Genomic DNA, 19082 nt, shown 5'->3' with positions numbered 1-19082 from the left:
CCGACCGGCACTGCCGGTCGGGCGTTTTTTTATGGCTTCCCCAGGGCCGGGAAGTCAGCGTGATTGGGCTCGGTTGTGATCGCTATCGATGCGCCGCCGTCGCAAGAGGCTAGGCCATCGCCAGACGTGGGCGCCCTTCCGGTAGCCACCGCTTGAGTCGCCGCGAGAGACGTTTCTCCACCAGCTCGAAGCTCAGCCAGGAGAGCAGCGCGATCAGTGGCACGCACAATGCCAGCGCTAGATAGGGATCGAGACCGAGGCGCTGGGTCAGTAGATAGTTGCCCGGCCAAAGCACCAGGACATGGATCAGATAGGTCGAGTAGGACCAGTCGCCCATCGCCTTGAAGAAACGCTGACCACCGATACGCGACTCGAGCCCGATCACCGCGATGACCAGCAGTGCGCTCGGCAACCCCCAGCCCAGAAAACGCGCAGCACCGGTGGGATCGTTGAACATGAGGATCGTGCCTAGACTCGCGGCGATCGCAAGCCACGGCCAGCAGCGGCCTTCGGGAATCCCATGGCGGCCGTAGATCACACCGATGCCCATGCCGAGCAGGAACTCGAAGATGATCGGGTCAGTGTAGAAACTGCTCAGGAACGGCTGATGCGCGAACAGCGTATTGATTGCGATGATCGAGATCACCACCGCCCAGACCCGATGGCGCCGGGAGAGCGTCAGCGACAGCGCGAACACCACGTAGAACAGCATCTCGAAGTTGAGCGTCCAGCCGACCGGCAAAATCGGATAGTAGCCGTAGCCGCCAGGGTTTTCCGCCGGAATGAACAGCAGGGATTTGAGAAAGCCGGTGACGCTGAATGCGTATTCGGGCATGACGTCACTGGCGAAGACGATGACCAGCGCCGTGAGCGCCGTGTAGAGCCAGTAGGCGGGGGCAACACGGATGAGACGATGGAGTAGGAAACGTGGAGTCGACAGTCGCTTGCCTCGGGTGGAAACGGTAATCACGAAGCCGCTGATCACGAAGAAGATATCCACACCCACTTGGCCGCGGGTCGAGAAGAGAGACTCGACCCAGTTACCGGCGTCGAAACTGAAAAAGACCTGCATGAAGTGGTGGAAAACGACCACCCAGGCGGCCAGGGCACGAAGCGCCTGTACGGAGATGAGCATTGCAAGAACCCTGCCTAGCCAATCGAAAGATAGTGACTGAGAAGGGTTTGAAGACGAAAAGTTCGCCGATACAACAGAACGTTACGCGAAAATGGCATGGCGGCCGTGCGCGAGGGCCTGGAAGGGCGCGTCTGCCTAGACCTTGCGCAGCGCCACTTGCTCGACGAGATGATCGGCACCCTTGCGCAGGATCAGATCGGCCCGTGGCCGGGTCGGCAAGATGTTCTCGCGCAGATTGCGACGGTTGATGTCCCGCCAGAGGCCTTCTGCGATTCCGACCGCTTCGCTCTCGTCGATCTGGGCATAGCGGTGGAAGAACGATGCCGGGTCCTGAAAGGCGGTCTCGCGCAGCAGGCGAAAGCGCTCGAGATACCAGTGATGGATATGGTTCTCGTCGGCATCGATGTAGAGCGAGAAGTCGAAGAAGTCGGAGACGAACGGCACCATCTTGCCGTCTTCCGGCAGATCGCGAACCTGGAGCACGTTGATGCCTTCGACGATCAGAATGTCGGGGCGGTCGACGGTCTGAAACTCGTTTTCCCGCACGTCGTAGGTCAAATGCGAATAGAGCGGCGCCTGGACGTTACGCACGCCTGCCTTGATCCAGGAGAGAAATCTCAGCAGGGCGCCGATGTCATAGCTCTCGGGAAAGCCCTTGCGCGTCATCAGTCCTTTGTCGCGCAGCACGGCGTTGGGATAGAGAAAACCGTCGGTCGTGACCAGATCCACCTTGGGGCTCGAGGGCCAGCGGGCGAGCAGCTCCTTGAGAATGCGCGAGGTGGTCGACTTGCCCACGGCCACCGAGCCGGCGATGCCGATGATGAACGGCGTCTTCTGCGTGTCGTCGATGTCGAGAAAGCGTTTGCGCTGTGCATAGAGCTGCTGGCTCGCTTCGACATAGGACGACAGCAGCCGGGACAGCGACAGATAGATGCGAGAGACCTCGTCGAGATCGACCGGGTCATTGAGCGAGCGCAGTCGCCGGACCTCTTCGGAGGCAAGCGTCAGCGGCGTATCGGCGCGAAAACGCGACCACTGATCGACGCTATAGAACTGGTAGGGCGAGAATGGGTCCGGCCGCAGTTGATTCATGACGTGTCTCTAACCGTGGGAATCGGGCGCACAGTCGGCCCGCGCGTCATTGTCCGGATTGTCGGACGACTCGGCAAATCGCGTGAGCATCATGGGGATGACGCCGCGCTCGTCGCGCTCGCCCACAGGATAAAAACCCAGGCGACGATACAGCTCGAGCGCCACGGTATTGTCGCCGGCGACGTTGAGCGTCAGCCGCTCGGCACCACGCTTGTGCCCCTCCTGAATCAAGCCCTCGCAGAGACGCCGACCTAGCCCCCGGCCGCGCATCTCGGGGGCGACGATCAGCCGGGCCAGGTGGTGGTGATGCGGCCCCTTGGGCGAGAGCTGACCGAAGGCGAGAAGTTCGCCGCCTTGCTTGAGGCAGTAGGAGGGCATGGCGCCGGCGTCGATCTCGCGCCATAGCCGGTCGCTCTCGAGCGGCCAGTGAAGGTCGGGCCCGGCCCAGCGCTCGAGTTCCAGCGGCGATGCTATCCAGCCCGCAACGGTGGCCAGATCCGGCGGCAGCGCTGCCCGCCAATCCAGCTCAACCATGGTCGGCGCCAGGGAGCTCGACCTCGAGGTTGTCGATCAGCCGAGTCGTGCCCAGATAGACGGCGCCCAGGAGCCGGGCGCGAAACGTGCGTGCCGGGTCGAAGGGGGTGAGATCCGCGGCGCGCAGCGCCAGATAGTCGATCTCGAAACCCGCCTCGACGAGTACGCGTTGCGTCCTCTCGAGCACGACCTCGCAAGCCTCACCGCGGGCCAGTGCCGCGCCCGCCTGGGCGAGCGCGCGGGGGAATACGACGGCCTGGTCGCGCTGCGCCGCAGAGAGATAGCCATTACGCGAGGAGAGCGCCAGACCGTCCGCAGCCCGTACGATGGGCACGCCAACGATATCGATCGGGAAGTGCTGGTCGCTGACGAGTTTGCGGATGACGGCGAGCTGCTGGTAGTCCTTTTCACCGAAGCAGGCGATATCGGGCTGGACGAGGTGAAAGAGCAGCGATACCACCGTCGCCACACCGTCGAAGTGACCCCGGCGCGCGCCACCGCAGAGCCCCTCGGAGACGCCGGGCACATGGATTCGGCTCGGATTCTCGACGCCCCCGGGATAGAGCGTCTCCACACTCGGGGCGAAGAGCAGATCGCAGCCGCGAGTCGCCAGGACCTCGCGGTCCGCCGCCAGCGTGCGCGGATAACGCTCGAAATCCTCGCCGGGGGCGAACTGCAGTGGATTGACGAACAGCGTGGCGACGACGAGGTCGGCCCGGGCGCACGCCTCGTCCACCAGGCGCAAATGGCCTTCGTGAAGGTTACCCATGGTCGGCACCAGGGCAATACGCGAGCCGGCGCGCCGGTGGTGGTACAGCGCATCGCGGAGTGTGGCGATGTCGTGCACGGTCTGCATCGAGCGGTCTCCTCGGGACGCGATGGTTAGAAGCAGTGCTCGTCGGCGGGGAAGTGGCGTGCCTTCACCGCCTGATCGTAACGGTCGAACGCCGCCTTGATGCTGTCGTGGCCTAGCAGGAAGTTCTTCACGAAGCGGGGCGAGTAGCCGCTGTCGAGCCCCAGCACGTCATGCATCACTAGGATCTGACCGTCGACGTCGGGACCCGCGCCGATACCGATCACTGGCACGTCGACCGCCTGGCTGACGGCCTGGCCGAGGGCGCGGGGCACGCACTCGAGCAGGATCGCTGCGGCGCCGGCTTCGACGAGATGCTGGGCGTCTTCGACGATACGTCTCGCGTCGGCGTCGTCCTTGCCCTGGACCTTGAAGCCGCCCAGACGATTCACGCGCTGCGGTGCGAGGCCAAGGTGGGCGCAGACCGGCACGCCACGACGGTCGAGCTCGCGAATGCCGTCCGCCATCCAGGCGTCGCCCTCGATCTTGATCAGCTCGGCGCCCGCCCGCATCAGCACACCCGCATCGCGGAGCAGCTGCCCGGTATCGGCGTTGCTCATGAAGGGAAGATCGACCATCAGCAGACTGCGACTGCGCCCACGCGACACGCAACGGGTGTGATAGGCGATGTCTTCGAGGGTCACCGGCAGGGTGCTCGTGTGGCCCTGAAGCACCATGCCAAGAGAATCGCCGACCAGCAGCACATCGATACCTGCCTCATCGGCGGCACGAGCAAGCGTCGCATCGTAGGCGGTCAGGCAGCTGAAAGGTTCACCGCGGCCTTTGGCATCGCGCAGGGTGGCGAGCGTTACACGTTTCATCGGCACTCTCCGAGTTGGCGACTGGGCCGGTGCTAACGGGCGCTGGCTGGTACCGGACCGGGAGTCGAGTCAGACCGGAGTGTAGTGCGTCGGAATCGTTGCGCAACACGACCTTGGCGACAGCGAGGGAGGACGACGCCTACGAGCGACGGCGCTTGTGGCCGCCGGGACGCTTAATGGCGACGACGCTTGTCGATGTCGGAATGTCTGCTCAGACGTCGAGCGGGTGCAGTGGCTGGTGTCGAAGCCGGTCGTGCCAGACGCGCAGCGGCTCCCCCTCGACGGAGAGCCCTGGGGCAATCGCCGACAGTGGTTCGATCACGAAACGTCGATTCGTCATTTCGGGGTGAGGCAGGGTGAGGCGCGAGGTCGAAAGACGAAGGCCGTCGTACCAGAGCAGGTCGAGGTCGAGGGTGCGCGGCCCCCAGTGGCGCTCACGAACGCGCCGGTGACGCTGCTCCAGCGCCTGCAGCTGATCGAGCAGTGCCAGCGGCGAGAGCCGCGTCACTATCGCCGCGGCGGCGTTGACGAAGTCGGGCTGATCCTGCGGGCCGACCGGTGCACTGGTATAGAGTGGCGAGCGAGCCGTGACCTCGGTGAGCGGCAGCCACGCAAGGCCTTCGAGTGCCCGCCGCACCTGGTCGATGGGGTCGTCGAGATTACTGCCGAGACCAACGTAGGCGACGGCCTTTCGAGACTGATTCATCGCGCCTGGGTCATCCTGCGTCGCGCATCATTCGTCGAGCGTCGGCGGTGCCGGGCGATTGGCGGGGCGCCGACGTTTACGCGGGCGCTTGCGTCGCGGCTTGCCGCTGGTACCCGCGGGGTGGCCGCCATCGGCTTCGTTGATGAGCGTCTGCTGGCGCGGTTCGTCGGCGTCCTGGAACTCCGTCCACCAGGCACCCAGCCCGCTTTCGATCTCGCCGGCGCTTTCGCGAAGCAGCAGGAAATCGTAGGCGGCGCGAAAGCGCGGATTCTCTCGAGTCTGAAAAGCGCGACGGCCCCGCCGCCGGGGCAGCTGCTGCTGAAGATCCCAGATTTCGCGCATCGGCATGCTGAACCGCTTGGGAATCGAGGTGTGCTGCAGCTGACGGGTGATGACCTGCTGTGCGGCGGCCTGCTGGGCCGGCACGTCCGGTAGATCCTGTTCGTGACCCAATCGCGTCTTTCTTTGCTGCACGCAGGGCCAGAGTAGTGCGGCGAAGAGAAATGCCGGCGTTACCGGTCGCTCGCGTGCCAGACGGTCGTCGGTGTTGGCGAGTGCCTGTTCGATCAGCGCTTCTGCCCAAGGCAGTTCCGCCAACGCTTCATCGCTCTCGGGGAATAGCATGGCGTAGAGGCCGTGCTCGCGCAGTACTCGAAAGCTTTGTACGGCATGGCCGGACAAGAAGAGCTTGAGGACTTCCTCGAAGAGACGCGCTGGAGGAATTTGCAGAAGCAGTGGCGCGAGCTCTCGAATCGGGGCTTCGGTCTCTTCTGCGAGCGTGAAATCGAGCTTGGCAGCGAAGCGCGCCGCACGCAGCATGCGCACGGGATCCTCGCGGTAGCGCGTTTCCGGATCGCCGATCAGGCGCAGCACGCGCGCCTCGATGTCCTCGAGACCGCCGGTCCAGTCGTAGATCGAGAAGTCGGCGACGCTGTAGTAGAGCGCGTTGACCGTGAAGTCTCGGCGGATCGCGTCCTCCTCCACGCTACCCCAGACGTTGTCGCGCAGCAGAAGGCCATCGTCGGACTGCTGGCTCTGACTGACGTCCTGCTCTTCGCCATGACCGCCCCGAAACGTCGTGACCTCGACCACTTCACGACCGAACCGCACATGCACGATACGAAAGCGCCGGCCGATGATTCGCGAATTGCGAAACAGCTGACGCACTTCGTCGGGCGTGGCGTTGGTGGCGACGTCGAAGTCCTTCGGGTGTCGCTCGAGCAGTGAGTCGCGTATACAGCCGCCAACCAGATAGGCTTCGAAACCGGCGCCGTTGAGCCGATACAGCACCTTGAGTGCATTTTCGCTGAGGTTTCGGCGGGAAACGCTGTGCTCGTCGCGGGAGAGAATGATCTGCTGACGTACAGGGGCGTCGGAGGCGGGCGATTGACCGAAGAGAGTCTTCAAACGTTCACCGGGACGTTGGAGAAAGCGGGAAAATCCTTTGAACATGCGGCGAATTCGACTCGCAGAATAGCAAAACTCTAGTGTAGCGGAGCCTCGATACCTTGCAAAGCGACTCCCTATGCGTTGGATCGCCGACGAGAGCGAACGAGCGGCTTACGCTTCCTGCTCGCGTCGGATGGCCTGCCGGATCGAGCCCGACATGAAAAAGGGGCCCGTAGGCCCCTTCGTAAGAGATGCGTTGCAACGTCCGTGCTGCATGTTCTTGTTCGTGATGGCGCATCGCCTTGAATACGCATCACAGTCGTCATTCTCAAAGACGACCACCTCGTATTCAAAACAATCTTCCAACCACGACAGGCAGTGCCTTTCCCCGCGTATTGTTGTTGTAGCGGGCAGTCTTCCATCCTCGAAGGTTATTGTTGTTGTGCTTCGCCAGGAGAGAACGTCGCGTCCTGATTGGTAACCGACTCTCGAGCGTTGGAGTTGTTGTTCGCCCGTGGAGGGTGCCGATGGCATTGGCGTTATTGTTGCCTCGACCCTTCCGAAGTCATTGCGAGATGCCGTTGTTGTTGTTGAAGGCACCTTGGCAGCGCCGACCGTATCGATTGTTGTTGTTGGCGAAGCGGTCGTCGGCCTGTTGTTTTTCTTGTCTATAAGGTTGCACTCGGCGTGCCATTTTACAAAAAATACTTTATATACAGTCGCTTATAATGTTTGGAGCGATTTTTCCGTCGACCGTGCTACGAATTGGACGATCCGATGAACCATTAGAGGGCGTTTTGGAATCCCGGTGCGTGATCGTGGTGCATCGTTGGTGGCAATGGCGATAGGGTGCCGCAAAACCGGCGAGTTTTCGCTTAGACCATAGTCTTTCGCTCGAGCGGAAAATTGGCGAGCGCGCGAATTGCCGCGGTGTTCGACCCGCAATAGGAGACGTCTAGCGATGAGCGGAGCGTGCCGCCGTCCAGCGCGCCAGCGCGACATGAAGCTGAGAGTCGATATTGGCAGTACGCTCCTCGAGGGACTCAGGCGTCAGCCCGAGGTGCGTCAGCGCGTGAGGAAGGAGCTGGCGAGCCGTCGTCGGGTCGCAGGGGATGGGGGCTGCCAAATTTTGTTTGGAAAGTTTTTGTCCGTCGTCGCCGATGACGAGCGGCAGGTGAAGATAGCGAGGTTGTGAATAGCCGAGTGCAGCCTGCAGCTGTCGCTGCCACGGTGTGTTGTCGAGAAGGTCGGCACCGCGTACGACATTGGTAATGCCCTGGTCGGCATCATCGACCACCACCGCGAGCTGGTAAGCCCATAACCCGTCCTTTCGCTTGAGTACCACGTCACCTTGGGCGCTGGGATCGAAGCGCTGCTCGCCGAGGCGTCGATCCTGCCACACGACCGGCCGGTCGCCGCAGTCGGTACGCAGCCGCCAGGCCTGCGGTCGGTCGGGATACAGTGACCCCGTGCGACACCAGCCGGGGTAGTGCGCGTGCGCCTGCCATTCGCGCCTGGAGCAGCCACAGGGGTAGGCCATTCCGATGGCGGCGAGGCGATCCAGCGCTGCCTGGTAAGCCGCGTCCCGATCGTGCTGATAGCGGATATCGCCGTCCCAGGTCAGGCCGAAGGCTTCGAGCTGTCGGCAAATGGTGTCGATGGCACCGGGTTGGCAGCGCGGCGGATCGATATCCTCGATACGCAGCAGCCACCGTCCGCCCGCCGCCCGGGCATCCAGCCAACTCCCCAGCGCGGCCACCAGCGAGCCGAGATGAAGCGGTCCCGAAGGCGTGGGGGCAAAGCGACCGATGTAGGTCATGTCGGCTCCCGATCGTAGTGGAGAACTCGCCAACGCAAAGCGGGCACCCTTGGGTGCCCGCTGGCATGTTCGTGTCCGACTCAAGGGCGTGGTGCATCGGCGAAGGGGGCAGCCAGATCGTTCCGGACCGCTTCGTCAGGTCAGCCGCCGAGCTGCTTCGTCAGGTCAGCCGCCGAGCTGCTTCTCCTTGAGCTCCGCCAGCGTCTTGCAGTCGACGCAGAGCGTCGCCGTGGGCCGCGCTTCCAGGCGCCGGATACCGATCTCGACGCCGCACGCCTCGCAAAAGCCGTAGTCGTCTTCGTCAATCTTCTCGATAGTTTCGTTGATCTTCTTGAGCAGCTTGCGTTCGCGGTCACGCGTACGCAGCTCCAGGCTGAAACCCTCTTCCTGCGTGGCACGGTCAGCGGGATCGGCGTAGTTGTTCGCCTCTTCTTGCAGGTGGCGAACCGTGCGATCGACCTCTTCCATAAGATCCTGTTTCCAGCCCAGCAGGATCTCTCGGAAGTGCGCAAGCTGCTTGTCGTTCATATACTCTTCACCCGCCGCCGGCTCGTAGGGGGTGAAGACTTTGGGCGCTTCCGTTTTCTTTTCTGCTACTGGCATGGGGCTGCCTCGTTACGCAAGTGACTTGGGCCGAGGATCGGCCGTGGACAGCGTGAGCCGCTGCCCGAAGCCCTGCTTATTTAGCGAAAAAGTGTCTCCATTGCAACCGAACGGTGGCTTTATTTTTCCCATGACTCGCCTGCGTGAACGCCCATCTTTTTCTGTGTCGGAAGGCGACCTGCCGCGCCGCTTCGACACAGGGTCGGCCCAGCCTCGTGGTCTGTCTGTGCCCCGGGACGTCGACGCAAGTTTCCGGTCCCAACGAGTATGGGGAGGAGCGTGCGATGGATGACGAGCTGATTGCTGGCACGCTGCTTCGCCGCTACAAGCGTTTCTTGGCCGATGTCAGGCTCGACGACGGTCGTGAGGTGGTGGCGCACTGTCCCAATACCGGCTCCATGCGCGCGGTCAACGTTCCCGGCTGCCGCGTCTGGCTATCCCCGAGTACCAACCCGGCGCGCAAGCTCGCCTGGACCTGGGAGCTGATAGAACTCCCCGACGGTCAGGGAGGCGTCGACTGGGCATCGGTGCACACCGGGCGAACCAATGCCCTGGTGGCGCAGGCGCTGCGAGCGAACACGATCGTTGAGCTTGCCGGCTTCATCGCTTTCAAACGAGAGGTGGGAGTCGTCGGCTCACGGCTCGACTTTCGACTCGAGCGTGATGGTGCGCCGGCAACCTACGTCGAGGTGAAGCAGGTCACGCTCAAGGAGCGCGACGGTCACGGTTACTTTCCCGATGCAGTGAGCGAGCGTGGCCGCCGGCATCTGGAGGCGCTCGCCACCCTCGTCGAGCAGGGCCATCGTGCGGTGCTGCTCTACTGCGCGGCGCATACCGGGATCGCGGACGTGGCCCCGGCGGCGCATCGCGACCCTGCCTACGCGCACACGCTGATGGCGGTGGCCGAACGGGGCGTGGAGGTTCTGGCCTACGGCTGCCGACGGCTGGGGCCGGCAAGTGCACCGACGGGGTTGGCGATCGATCGTCGCCTGCCGGTGGATCTCGCCCGGCGATTCTCGGCCGATGCGGCGAGCGACTGACCCCGCGCCGTGGGGCTTGGTGCGCCTTGAGCGTTAACTGCCGCGCCGCACGCGAAAGATCGCGGTCTCACCGAAGAGATTGGGCCAGTGCCGCGAGCTCCAATGCCCTTCATGATTGGCACTGCCCACCGCTTCATCGACGATGGTCACGCCCTTCTGCCGGCAGAGCGCGGCGAAATCCTTGAACGTCGAGAGATGAATGTTGGGCGTGTCGTACCAGGCGTGCGGCAGCGAACGCGACACCGGCATGCGCCCGCGCAACGACAAATGCAGGCGGTGCTTCCAGTAGGCGAAATTGGGGAAGGCGATGATGCACTCCGGGGCCACCCGCAGCATCTCGTCGAGCATGGTGTCCGGGCGTCGCAGTGCCTGCAGTGCCTGGGTCATGATCACCAGATCGCAGGCGTCGTCGTCGAAGTTGCCGAGGCCATCGTCGAGGTTCTGCTCCAGCACGCTCACGCCCCGGCGCAGACAGCTGGCAATACCCGCGGGGTCGATCTCCAGGCCGTAGCCGGTGACCTGCTTGTCGCGGGCAAGCGCCGCCAGCAGCGTGCCGTCGCCGCAGCCCAGATCCAGCACGTGGGCATTCGGGGCGATCCACCGATAGATCAGTGCCAGGTCGGCGCGCATCAGTGATTGCCCCCATTGTTGGACTCGCCACGCTTCAGGTCGTCGTCGATGCGTTGCATGAAGCTCGAGAAGACGGCTTCGTACTGCGCGTTCGGCAGCAGAAAGGCGTCGTGACCGTGGGGCGAATCGACATTGATGTAGCTGACTCGCTTGCCGGCGCGCAGCAGTGCCGTGACCAGCTCCCGCGAGCGTGCCGGCGCGAATCGCCAGTCGGTGGTGAAACTGATCACCAGATACGGGCAGGCGACCGGTGACAGCGCCGCGGCCAGGTCGCCGCCGTGCTCGCCGGCGGGGTCGAAGTAGTCCAGCGCCTTGGTCATCAGCAGGTAGGTATTGGCGTCGAAGCGCGTCGAGAAGGTGTCGCCCTGATGGCGCAGATAGGACTCCACCTGGAATTCGACGTCGTAGCCGAAATTGAGCTGATCGCTTCGCAGGTCGCGACCGAAGCGTGAGCCCATCGAGTGCTCGGAGAGATAGGTGATGTGCCCGATCATGCGCGCGAGCTTGAGCCCGAGCTTGGGAATCGCTTCACGCTCGGCGTACCAGCCGTCGAAGAAGTCCGGGTCGGAGCGAATCGCCTGGCGCGCGACCTCGTTGAAGGCGATGTTCTGGGCCGACAGTCTCGGCGTAGCGGCGATCGTTGCGACGTTGGCGACCCGCTCGGGATAGGCCATCGACCACTGCATCGCCTGCATGCCGCCGAGGCTGCCGCCGACAACGGCGGCGAAGCGGTCGATGCCGAGACGATCGGCGAGCCGCGCCTGGCTATGCACCCAGTCCGCCACCGTCATCACCGGGAAGGTCGGCCCCCACTGTTGCCCGGTCGCCGGGTTCACGCTCGCGGGACCGGTGCTGCCGTGGCAGCCGCCAAGATTGTTGAGCGAGACCACGAAGAAGCGGTCGGTATCGATCGCCTTGCCCGGACCGATGTAGGCGTCCCACCAGCCGGGCTTGCGATCCTCGGCATCGTGATAGCCGGCGGCGTGATGATGCCCTGACAGGGCATGGCAGATGAGCACGGCGTTGCTGCGCTCGGCGTTGAGCGTGCCGTAGGTCTCGAAGACCAGCTCGAAGCGCTCGAGCGTCTTGCCACAGGCCAGCGCCAGCGGCGACTCGAAGGTCGCCGTCTGCGGCGTGACCAGTCCGACCGAGTCGGACGGGAAGGAGGCTGACATGAAACTCGCAATACTCCAGATTCAGCGCGACCGGCGGCGACCGTGCCGGCACCGGTCGCGCGGTGAGCGCGTCTAGAAACCGACGAGGGCGCCCGGCAGGCCGGCGGCGCGTGCCAGAGAGCCGACGAGGAGGCCGTCGAGCAGGTTGATGGCGATGAACACGACGATCGGCGACAGGTCGATCATGCCGAGCGACGGGATCACCCGGCGTACCGGCGCCATGATCGGCTCGACGATCTGCATGACCAGTAGCGCCCCCGGATGGCTCGCCTGCGGTGCGACCCAGCTCAGAATGATCATGATGATCAGGGCGAAGAAGTAGATCTTGAGAATGGCATTGATCACGCCCGCGATGGCAGCGAGGAGCAGCCCCTGGAGTGGCGGCATGCCGAAGCCGGCGAGCTGAAGGACGAGAATGATCACCAGCGCCTTGAGCAGGAAACCGGCGAAGAGCGTGGCGATGTCGAAACGCCCCACCGGCCGTAGAATTTTCTGCAACGGGGCCACTACCGGCTGGGTCGCTTTCACCACACCCTGGCTCATGGGGTTGTAATAGTCGGCCTGCGAGAACTGCAGTAGAAAGCGCAGCATGAGGACGAACAGATAGACGCTGGCCAGCGTGTTGACCAGCATCAGGCCGGCGCTTCCGAGATTACTGCCCATGACGTTCTCCTAGTGATGGCGAGGGCTCGAGTCGAGAGGGGGATGAGAGAGCGAAGCGGCGGTCCGAGGCGCGAGCGTCGGCGTTCGCGCCTCGGGGGTTTGAACTCGCATCCTGAATGTTTGGGCTCACGCCTGGCTCAGCTCCTGGGAGAGTGCCCGCGCGCGCGCGGCAGCGGCATGGGTGGCCTTCTCCACCAGCCCGGCGAGGTCGCCCTCCTCGAACGCGGCGATGGCGCGCTCGGTGGTGCCGTTGGGCGAGGTAACGCGCCGGCGCAGCTCGGCCGGGTCGAACTCGCTCTGGCTGGCGAGCGCCGCCGCACCGTGAGCGGTCTGCAGCGCGAGGCGGCGGGCGCTATCCGGCGGCAGGCCGAGTTCGATGCCGGCGGCCTCGAGCGACTCCATGAATAGAAAGAAGTAGGCCGGACCGCTTCCCGAGATGGCGGCGACGGCGTCGATCTGCGCTTCGCGCTCGACCCACTCCACCAGTCCTACACTCTCGAAGAGTTCGGTGGCGATCTTGTGCTGTGACGCGTCGACCCGGTCGTTGGCGTAGAGCCCGCTGGCGCCCGCACCCACCAGCGACGGCGTGTTGGGCATGCAGCGAACGACGGCGAGCTCGCCGCCGAGCCAGCCTTCGAGTGTCTCGATCGTAAGGCCCGCGGCGACCGAGACGATCAGCGGCCGCCGCTGCTGCACCGCGTCACGCAGGGAGAGGCAGAGCTCACGCATCATCTGCGGTTTGACCGCGAGGACCACGACGTCGGCATCGGCCACGGCGGCGGCGTTGTCGGCCTCGGTGCGAATCCCGTACTGCTCGGCGATCTCGCGGCGACGCGACTCGCTGCGCGCGGTCGCGACGATGGCAGAGGCCGGGTAGCCGCTTTCGAGCATGCCGCCGAAGATGGCCCCGGCCATGTTGCCGGCACCGAGAAAGGCGACTCGGCTGGCTTGGAAGGTATCGGTCATCGCGTGATCCTGTAGATGTATCGAATGCTCGGTTCGGGCAGTTCGCGCGGTGTCATGGTGACGGACGACTGCCGAAAATGGCGGTGCCCAGTCGCACGACGGTGGCGCCCTCGGCGACCGCGGCTTCCAGGTCCCCGCTCATGCCCATCGAAAGGGTGTCCAGTGTGGCCTCGGGGAACCGGCGGCGCAGGGCCTCAAAGGTCTCGCGCACCTCGCGGAAGGCGCGGCGCTGGGATTCGACGTCGTCGCTCGGGGCCGGCAGTGCCATCAGTCCGCGCAGACGAATCTGTGGCAGCGTCAGCGCCGTCTCCACCAGGGCGGGCAGCGCGTCTGCCGTCACGCCGGCCTTGCTCGCTTCACCGCTGACATTGAGCTGCAGGCAGAGATCGAGCGGCCCTTTGTCCTCGGGGCGCTGTTCGGAAAGACGCCGCAGGATCTTGTCGCGGTCGACGGCGTGGACCCAGTCGAAGTGTTCGGCGACCTCGCGGGTCTTGTTCGACTGTAGCGCACCGATGAAGTGCCACTCGATCTCGTCGAGATCGGCAAGGGCGCGACGTTTGTCGAGCGCTTCCTGGAGGTAGTTCTCGCCGAAGGCGCGTTGACCGGCCAGATAGGCCTGCCTCAGGATGGCCGCGGGTTGCGTCTTGCTCACTACCAGCAACGTGGCCGCATCCGATGGGCGGCCGGCCGCTTTCAGCGCGTCCTGCAGTCGCCGCCTGGCGGTAGTGAGAGACTCGGACACCGACGCTTCTGGCATACTGGCAGCGACCTTTTGCAGGGGATCGAATAAAAACTCATGGATATTACCGAACTGCTGGCGTTCTCGGCAAAGCAGGGGGCATCGGATCTTCACCTGTCGGCAGGGCTGCCGCCGCTGATTCGCGTCGACGGCGACATGCGCCGGCTCAACGTGGCGGCGCTCGACGATAGCCAGGTTCGCCGCCTGATCTACGATGTCATGAACGACCGTCAGCGTCGCGATTTCGAAGCGGCGCTGGAGACCGACTTCTCCTTCGAGGTGGCCGGCGTCTCGCGCTTTCGTGTCAACGTCTTCACGCAGGGACGCGGTGCCGGAGCGGTCTTTCGGACCATCCCCAGCAATGTGCTTTCGGTCGACGAGCTCGGTCTTGGCGACGTCTTTCGGCGCTTGTCGATGCTCGCCCGGGGGCTGGTGCTGGTGACCGGGCCGACGGGCTCGGGCAAGAGCACGACGCTGGCGGCCATGATCGACTACATCAACGACAACCGCCAGGATCATATCCTCACCATCGAGGATCCCATCGAGTTCGTTCATCAGAGCAAGCGCTGTCTGATCAACCAGCGCGAGATCCACCGGGATACCAAGGGCTTCGCCCCGGCGCTGCGCTCGGCGCTGCGCGAGGACCCGGACGTGATCCTGGTGGGCGAGCTTCGCGATCTGGAGACGATTCGACTGGCACTGACCGCTGCCGAAACGGGGCATCTGGTCTTTGGTACGCTGCACACCACGTCGGCGGCCAAGACCATCGATCGCATCATCGACGTCTTCCCCGGTGACGAAAAGGGGATGGTGCGCTCGATGCTCTCCGAATCGCTGCAGGGCGTGATCTCGCAGACGCTGCTCAAGCGCGAGAGCGGCGGCCGGGTCGCGGCCCACGAAATCCTGGTGGCGACCTCGGCGATTCGTAATCTGATTCGCGAGGGCAAAGTGGCCCAGATGTACTCCGCGATTCAAACCGGCGGCAACCTGGGCATGCAGACGCTGGATGCTGCGCTCACGCGTTTGGTTGCCGAAGGTGTCGTCTCGCGCCAGGAGGCGAACGCCAAATCCCGTGCCGGTCTCGACGGCTGATCAACGCGCGCTCGAGAGCCGGCGGCTATGCCCGTTCAGGATATTGTCATGACCCCGTCACAATGGTTCGAACAGCTGCTCGACATCATGCTGTCGCAGCAGGCCTCAGATCTTCTGATCTCTACCGGTGCGCCACCGTGTCTGAAGCTCGACGGCAAGCTCGTTGCGCTGGGCGAGACGGCACTACAGCCCGAGCAGGTGCGCGAGCTGGTGGCGGCTACGCTGCCCGCCGGGCGTCGCGATGCGTTCGACAGCGAGCTCGAGGCCAACTTCGCGCTGAGCCTCAGCGGCAAGGGGCGTTTTCGTGTCAGCGCTTTCTACCAGCGCAGCCAGCCGGCGATGGTGGTTCGCCGAATCGCCTTCGAGATTCCGGAGCTCGAGACGCTGGGACTGCCGGAAACGGTGGCGACGCTCGCGACGATCAAGCGCGGGCTGGTGCTGGTGGTCGGTGGTACCGGTAGCGGTAAGTCGACCACGCTGGCGTCGATGATCCAGCAGCGCAATCGCACGGTCGGCGGGCACATCATCTGTATCGAAGATCCGATCGAGTACATGCACCCGCACCAGCGCGCGATCATCAACCAGCGCGAGGTGGGCATCGATACCGAGTCCTATGAGGTAGCCCTCAAGAATGCGCTGCGCCAGGCGCCGGACGTGATCATGATCGGTGAGGTTCGCAGTCAGGACACCATGGAGCTGGCACTGAGTTTTGCCGAGACCGGGCATCTGTGTTTGGCGACTCTCCATGCCAACAGCGCCGATCAGGCGATCGAGCGCATCCTCAATCTGTTCCCGCCGTCACGCCGAGAGCAGGTATGGATGGACCTGTCGCTCAATCTGCAGGCGGTCGTCGCCCAGCGCCTGCTGCCACGAGAGGATGGCAGCGGGCGCTGCGCGGCGGCGGAGGTGATGCTGAAGTCGCCGCTGATCAGTGAGCTCATTCGGCGGGGTGAGGTCGGCGAGATCAAGGACGTGATGCGCCGCTCTCATGAGCTGGGAATGCAGACCTTCGATCAGGCGCTCTACGCGCTCTACCGGCAAAAACGCATCAGTCAGAACGTTGCCCTCTCTCATGCCGACTCCGCCAACGATCTGCGCATGCTGATCAAGTATGGAGAGCAGGGTGAGGCGCCGGCAGACGGCGAACGCTTCACGCTGGCCGGCGACGACTAACCGGTGACGAATCGCCGGCCCGAGCGTTAGGGGGCATAGATCCCGCCCAGTACCCTGGGGCCGCGTGCGCCGGTGACCTCCGGCAGGTTGCCTGGCAGCGCTTTGAGTCGGCGCCAGGCGAGCCAGGCGAACGCGCCGGCCTCCAGCCAGTCCGCCGACCAGCCGAAATCGTGGCAGTCGAGAAAGGACACCTCCGGAAGATGCGCGGCGAGCCGCTGCATTAGGTGGCGGTTTCGTGCCCCGCCCCCGCAGACGATGAGGTCGGTATCGGTATCGCTGACGAAAGGGCGCGCAGCACGGGCGACGCTTACCGCGGTCAGCTCCGCGAGTGTCGCCTGCACGTCCGCGCTTCGCTCGCTTCCCGCCAACCGTTGCTCGAGCCACGCGAGATGAAACCGCTCGCGTCCGGTGCTCTTGGGCGGTGGCTGGTGGAAGAAAGGCTCTTCCAGCAGGCGCGATAGCAGTCCCTTGTCGACCGTACCGCTGGCGGCCCACTCGCCGTCGGTGTCGATGGGGCCCTGACGATGACGCGCGTGCCAGGCATCGACAAGCAGGTTCGCCGGCCCCGTATCGAAGCCGATCACCGGTAGTGTCTCGGCAGGAGCCAGCCGGGTCAGGTTGGCGATACCGCCGAGATTGAGCACCAGCCGTGTCCGGCTGGCGTGGCCGAAGACTGCCTGGTGGAAGATCGGCGCGAGCGGCGCCGCCTGCCCGCCGGCGGCCATGTCGCGGCGGCGGAAGTCGGCGACCACGCAGCAGCCGGTCAGCTCGGCCAGCAGACTGGGGTTGTCCATCTGGCAGGTATAGGGCGGCGTCGCGGTTGGGGCGTGCTCGATGGTCTGGCCGTGGCTGCCGATGGCGGTGATCGCCCCCGGCGAGAGCGCATGACGCGCGAGTAGCTGGGCAACGGCGTCGGCCTGATACGCGCAGAACGCTCCTTCCATTGCGCCAAGGGTGGCGAAATCGATCCGACTCGCCTGCGTGAGTGTCAGCAGTCCTTCGCGCAGCTCGTCGGAAAGCGGCAAGCAGAGCGCGTCGATCAGGCGAGCCGGGACCGAAGGGTCATCGACGATATCGACCAGGGCGGCGTCGATGCCGTCGAGACTGGTACCGGACATCAGTCCTATATAAAGAGGCATGACAGCTCCTGAGCTCGGGTGGCGAGTTCCGCGGTGATAGGGGAGTCGTGCTACCATTGCCGGCTTTCAAGCCCGATAGCGTTCGTAGTGGAGATCGTAGTGAAGAGCGATACGATGACCGAGGTCGCCGATGCGCTGGCGCTGATCAAGCGCGGCACGCACGAGATTTTGATCGAAGACGAGCTGGTAGAAAAGCTCGCGTCCGGTCGTAAGCTGCGCATCAAGGCGGGGTTCGACCCCACGGCGCCGGATCTGCACTTGGGGCACAGCGTGTTGCTGACCAAGATGCGTCAGTTCCAGGAGCTGGGCCACGAGGTGATCTTCCTGATCGGTGACTTCACCGGCCGCATCGGCGACCCCACCGGTAAGAACGTCACGCGCAAGCCGCTCACCGAGGAAGAGGTCAAGGCCAACGCCCAGACCTATCGCGACCAGGTCTTCAAGATTCTCGATCCGGACAAGACCGAAGTGCGCTTCAACGCCGAGTGGTTCGGCGAGATGTCGGCGGCGAACATGATCGAGCTGGCGGCACAGAGCACCGTGGCACGCATGCTTGAGCGCGACGATTTCGAGAAGCGCTACAAGGCCGGACAGTCGATCTCCACGCACGAATTTCTCTATCCCCTGGTTCAAGGCTACGACTCCGTCGCGCTCGAGGCGGACATCGAACTCGGCGGCACCGATCAGAAGTTCAACCTGCTGATGGGCCGAGAGATCCAGAAGCATTTCGGCCAGGAGCCCCAGGTCGTCATCACCATGCCGCTGCTCGAAGGGCTCGACGGTGTGCAGAAGATGTCGAAATCGCTCAATAACTACATCGGGGTCGACGATACGCCGGGGGTGATGTTCCAGAAGATCGTCTCCATGCCGGACGCGCTCATGTGGCGTTACTTCGAGCTGCTGTCGCTCAAGAGCAATGAAGAGATCGAGACGATTCGCCAGGAGATCGAGCAGGGGGCGAATCCGCGTGATATCAAGATGGCGCTCGCCCGCGAGCTGATCACGCGCTATCACGGGGAAGACGCCGCGGCCAACGCTCATCGGGCGAGCGGCAATCAGCTGGCGGAGGGCGAGCTGCCCGAAGATCTCACCGAAGTGGCGCTCGATTTCGAGGGCGCAACGCAGGCGCCGATTGCTGCCGTGATCAATCGGGCCGATCTGGCGACCAATAGCGCTCAGGCCAAGGACATGCTCGCCAACGGTCGCGTCAGGGTGGACGGAGAGGTCGTCGCCAAGGACACGATGCTGGAAACCGGCAAGAGCTATGTCATTCAGGCCGGTAAGAAGCGCTATGCCCGGGTGATCCTTGGCTGAAAGCCAAGGCTTGCGGTTCCCGAACGCCCGCCACTGCGCGGGCGTTGTCGTATCTGGGGCATGTCGAAAGCAGGCGGTAGAAAGGGGCTGCCATCGTCGCGTCACTTTTTTATGAATCAAGGCTTGCCAAGTCGGCGGTGGGTCCGTAAAGTACGCATCCGCTGACGCCGAGACAGGTTTTCGCGGTTAGCGTGAAGTA

Annotated in this window: 20 protein-coding genes; 5 read left to right on the top strand and 15 right to left on the bottom strand. The window is 64.0% G+C overall.

The genetic code is table 11. The features are described 5' to 3' along the window. Positions 1–109 precede the first annotated feature (109 nt). From DOM33_RS11995 to pcnB, 7 genes are all read right to left on the bottom strand, one after another. On the bottom strand, positions 110–1135 hold the full coding sequence (locus tag DOM33_RS11995) for an acyltransferase family protein (RefSeq protein ID WP_110669299.1): 1026 nt from the start codon (positions 1133–1135) through the stop codon (positions 110–112). Positions 1136–1270: 135 nt separating this feature from the next. After that, entirely contained in the window at positions 1271–2227 is a 957-nt protein-coding gene (gene coaA / locus DOM33_RS11990; protein WP_110669297.1) for a type I pantothenate kinase, read from the bottom strand. Between the two features lie 9 nt (positions 2228–2236). Further along, the gene (locus DOM33_RS11985) at positions 2237–2761 is read right to left on the bottom strand and encodes a GNAT family N-acetyltransferase (RefSeq protein WP_110669295.1); all 525 of its coding nucleotides are present in this window, start codon (positions 2759–2761) and stop codon (positions 2237–2239) included. Continuing rightward, entirely contained in the window at positions 2754–3617 is an 864-nt protein-coding gene (gene panC, locus DOM33_RS11980) for a pantoate--beta-alanine ligase (RefSeq protein ID WP_110669293.1), read from the bottom strand. Before panC ends, DOM33_RS11985 begins: the two co-directional genes overlap by 8 nt. Before the next feature lie 26 nt (positions 3618–3643). After that, positions 3644–4435, bottom strand: coding sequence for a 3-methyl-2-oxobutanoate hydroxymethyltransferase (gene panB / locus DOM33_RS11975; RefSeq protein WP_110669291.1), 792 nt, complete (start codon positions 4433–4435; stop codon positions 3644–3646). 211 nt (positions 4436–4646) lie between these two features. Continuing rightward, complete coding sequence (gene folK, locus DOM33_RS11970; protein ID WP_110669289.1) at positions 4647–5141, bottom strand: 2-amino-4-hydroxy-6-hydroxymethyldihydropteridine diphosphokinase; 495 nt, start codon at positions 5139–5141, stop codon at positions 4647–4649. Positions 5142–5168: 27 nt separating this feature from the next. Next, entirely contained in the window at positions 5169–6593 is a 1425-nt protein-coding gene (pcnB, locus tag DOM33_RS11965) for a polynucleotide adenylyltransferase PcnB (protein WP_110669287.1), read from the bottom strand. Between the two features lie 451 nt (positions 6594–7044). Between pcnB and DOM33_RS16180 the strand changes: the two genes are divergently transcribed. Next, complete coding sequence (locus DOM33_RS16180; RefSeq protein WP_162617964.1) at positions 7045–7311, top strand: hypothetical protein; 267 nt, start codon at positions 7045–7047, stop codon at positions 7309–7311. Positions 7312–7485: 174 nt separating this feature from the next. On the opposite strand, the gene gluQRS is transcribed toward DOM33_RS16180, so the two are convergent. Both gluQRS and dksA read right to left on the bottom strand, forming a co-directional pair. Beyond that, on the bottom strand, positions 7486–8349 hold the full coding sequence (gene gluQRS, locus DOM33_RS11960) for a tRNA glutamyl-Q(34) synthetase GluQRS (protein ID WP_110669285.1): 864 nt from the start codon (positions 8347–8349) through the stop codon (positions 7486–7488). A gap of 165 nt (positions 8350–8514) precedes the next feature. Beyond that, positions 8515–8952, bottom strand: coding sequence for an RNA polymerase-binding protein DksA (gene dksA / locus DOM33_RS11955; protein ID WP_110669283.1), 438 nt, complete (start codon positions 8950–8952; stop codon positions 8515–8517). Positions 8953–9236: 284 nt separating this feature from the next. Here dksA and sfsA point away from each other — a divergent pair, with 284 nt between their 5' ends. Next, positions 9237–9992 (top strand): DNA/RNA nuclease SfsA, encoded by a 756-nt coding sequence (gene sfsA, locus DOM33_RS11950; RefSeq protein ID WP_110669281.1) that lies wholly within the window; start codon positions 9237–9239, stop codon positions 9990–9992. Positions 9993–10025: 33 nt separating this feature from the next. On the opposite strand, the gene metW is transcribed toward sfsA, so the two are convergent. From metW to DOM33_RS11925, 5 genes are all read right to left on the bottom strand, one after another. Continuing rightward, positions 10026–10622 (bottom strand): methionine biosynthesis protein MetW, encoded by a 597-nt coding sequence (metW, locus tag DOM33_RS11945; protein WP_110669279.1) that lies wholly within the window; start codon positions 10620–10622, stop codon positions 10026–10028. After that, the gene (gene metX / locus DOM33_RS11940; RefSeq protein ID WP_110669277.1) at positions 10622–11797 is read right to left on the bottom strand and encodes a homoserine O-succinyltransferase MetX; all 1176 of its coding nucleotides are present in this window, start codon (positions 11795–11797) and stop codon (positions 10622–10624) included. The genes metW and metX overlap by 1 nt, the downstream gene beginning before the upstream one ends. A 72-nt stretch (positions 11798–11869) precedes the next feature. After that, positions 11870–12460 carry a YggT family protein gene (locus DOM33_RS11935; protein ID WP_110669275.1) on the bottom strand — a complete coding sequence of 197 codons (591 nt, stop codon included), beginning with the start codon at positions 12458–12460 and terminating at the stop codon, positions 11870–11872. Between the two features lie 126 nt (positions 12461–12586). Further along, positions 12587–13426, bottom strand: coding sequence for a pyrroline-5-carboxylate reductase (gene proC, locus DOM33_RS11930; RefSeq protein WP_110669273.1), 840 nt, complete (start codon positions 13424–13426; stop codon positions 12587–12589). A 52-nt stretch (positions 13427–13478) separates the two neighbouring features. Then, positions 13479–14183 carry a YggS family pyridoxal phosphate-dependent enzyme gene (locus DOM33_RS11925; RefSeq protein ID WP_110669271.1) on the bottom strand — a complete coding sequence of 235 codons (705 nt, stop codon included), beginning with the start codon at positions 14181–14183 and terminating at the stop codon, positions 13479–13481. A 39-nt stretch (positions 14184–14222) separates the two neighbouring features. Between DOM33_RS11925 and DOM33_RS11920 the strand changes: the two genes are divergently transcribed. Both DOM33_RS11920 and DOM33_RS11915 read left to right on the top strand, forming a co-directional pair. Continuing rightward, entirely contained in the window at positions 14223–15257 is a 1035-nt protein-coding gene (locus DOM33_RS11920; protein ID WP_110669269.1) for a type IV pilus twitching motility protein PilT, read from the top strand. A 48-nt stretch (positions 15258–15305) separates the two neighbouring features. Next, entirely contained in the window at positions 15306–16430 is a 1125-nt protein-coding gene (locus tag DOM33_RS11915) for a PilT/PilU family type 4a pilus ATPase (RefSeq protein ID WP_110669267.1), read from the top strand. Between the two features lie 26 nt (positions 16431–16456). On the opposite strand, the gene DOM33_RS11910 is transcribed toward DOM33_RS11915, so the two are convergent. Further along, positions 16457–17569, bottom strand: coding sequence for an anhydro-N-acetylmuramic acid kinase (locus tag DOM33_RS11910; protein ID WP_110669265.1), 1113 nt, complete (start codon positions 17567–17569; stop codon positions 16457–16459). Between the two features lie 114 nt (positions 17570–17683). Between DOM33_RS11910 and tyrS the strand changes: the two genes are divergently transcribed. Then, positions 17684–18883 (top strand): tyrosine--tRNA ligase, encoded by a 1200-nt coding sequence (gene tyrS, locus DOM33_RS11905; RefSeq protein ID WP_110670245.1) that lies wholly within the window; start codon positions 17684–17686, stop codon positions 18881–18883. The last annotated feature ends 199 nt before the right edge of the window (positions 18884–19082 follow it).

Origin of the sequence: Salinicola halophilus, assembly GCF_003206155.1 — a bacterium.
GTDB classification, from domain to species: domain Bacteria; phylum Pseudomonadota; class Gammaproteobacteria; order Pseudomonadales; family Halomonadaceae; genus Salinicola; species Salinicola halophilus.
This window is presented reverse-complemented; position numbering and strand designations above follow the sequence as displayed.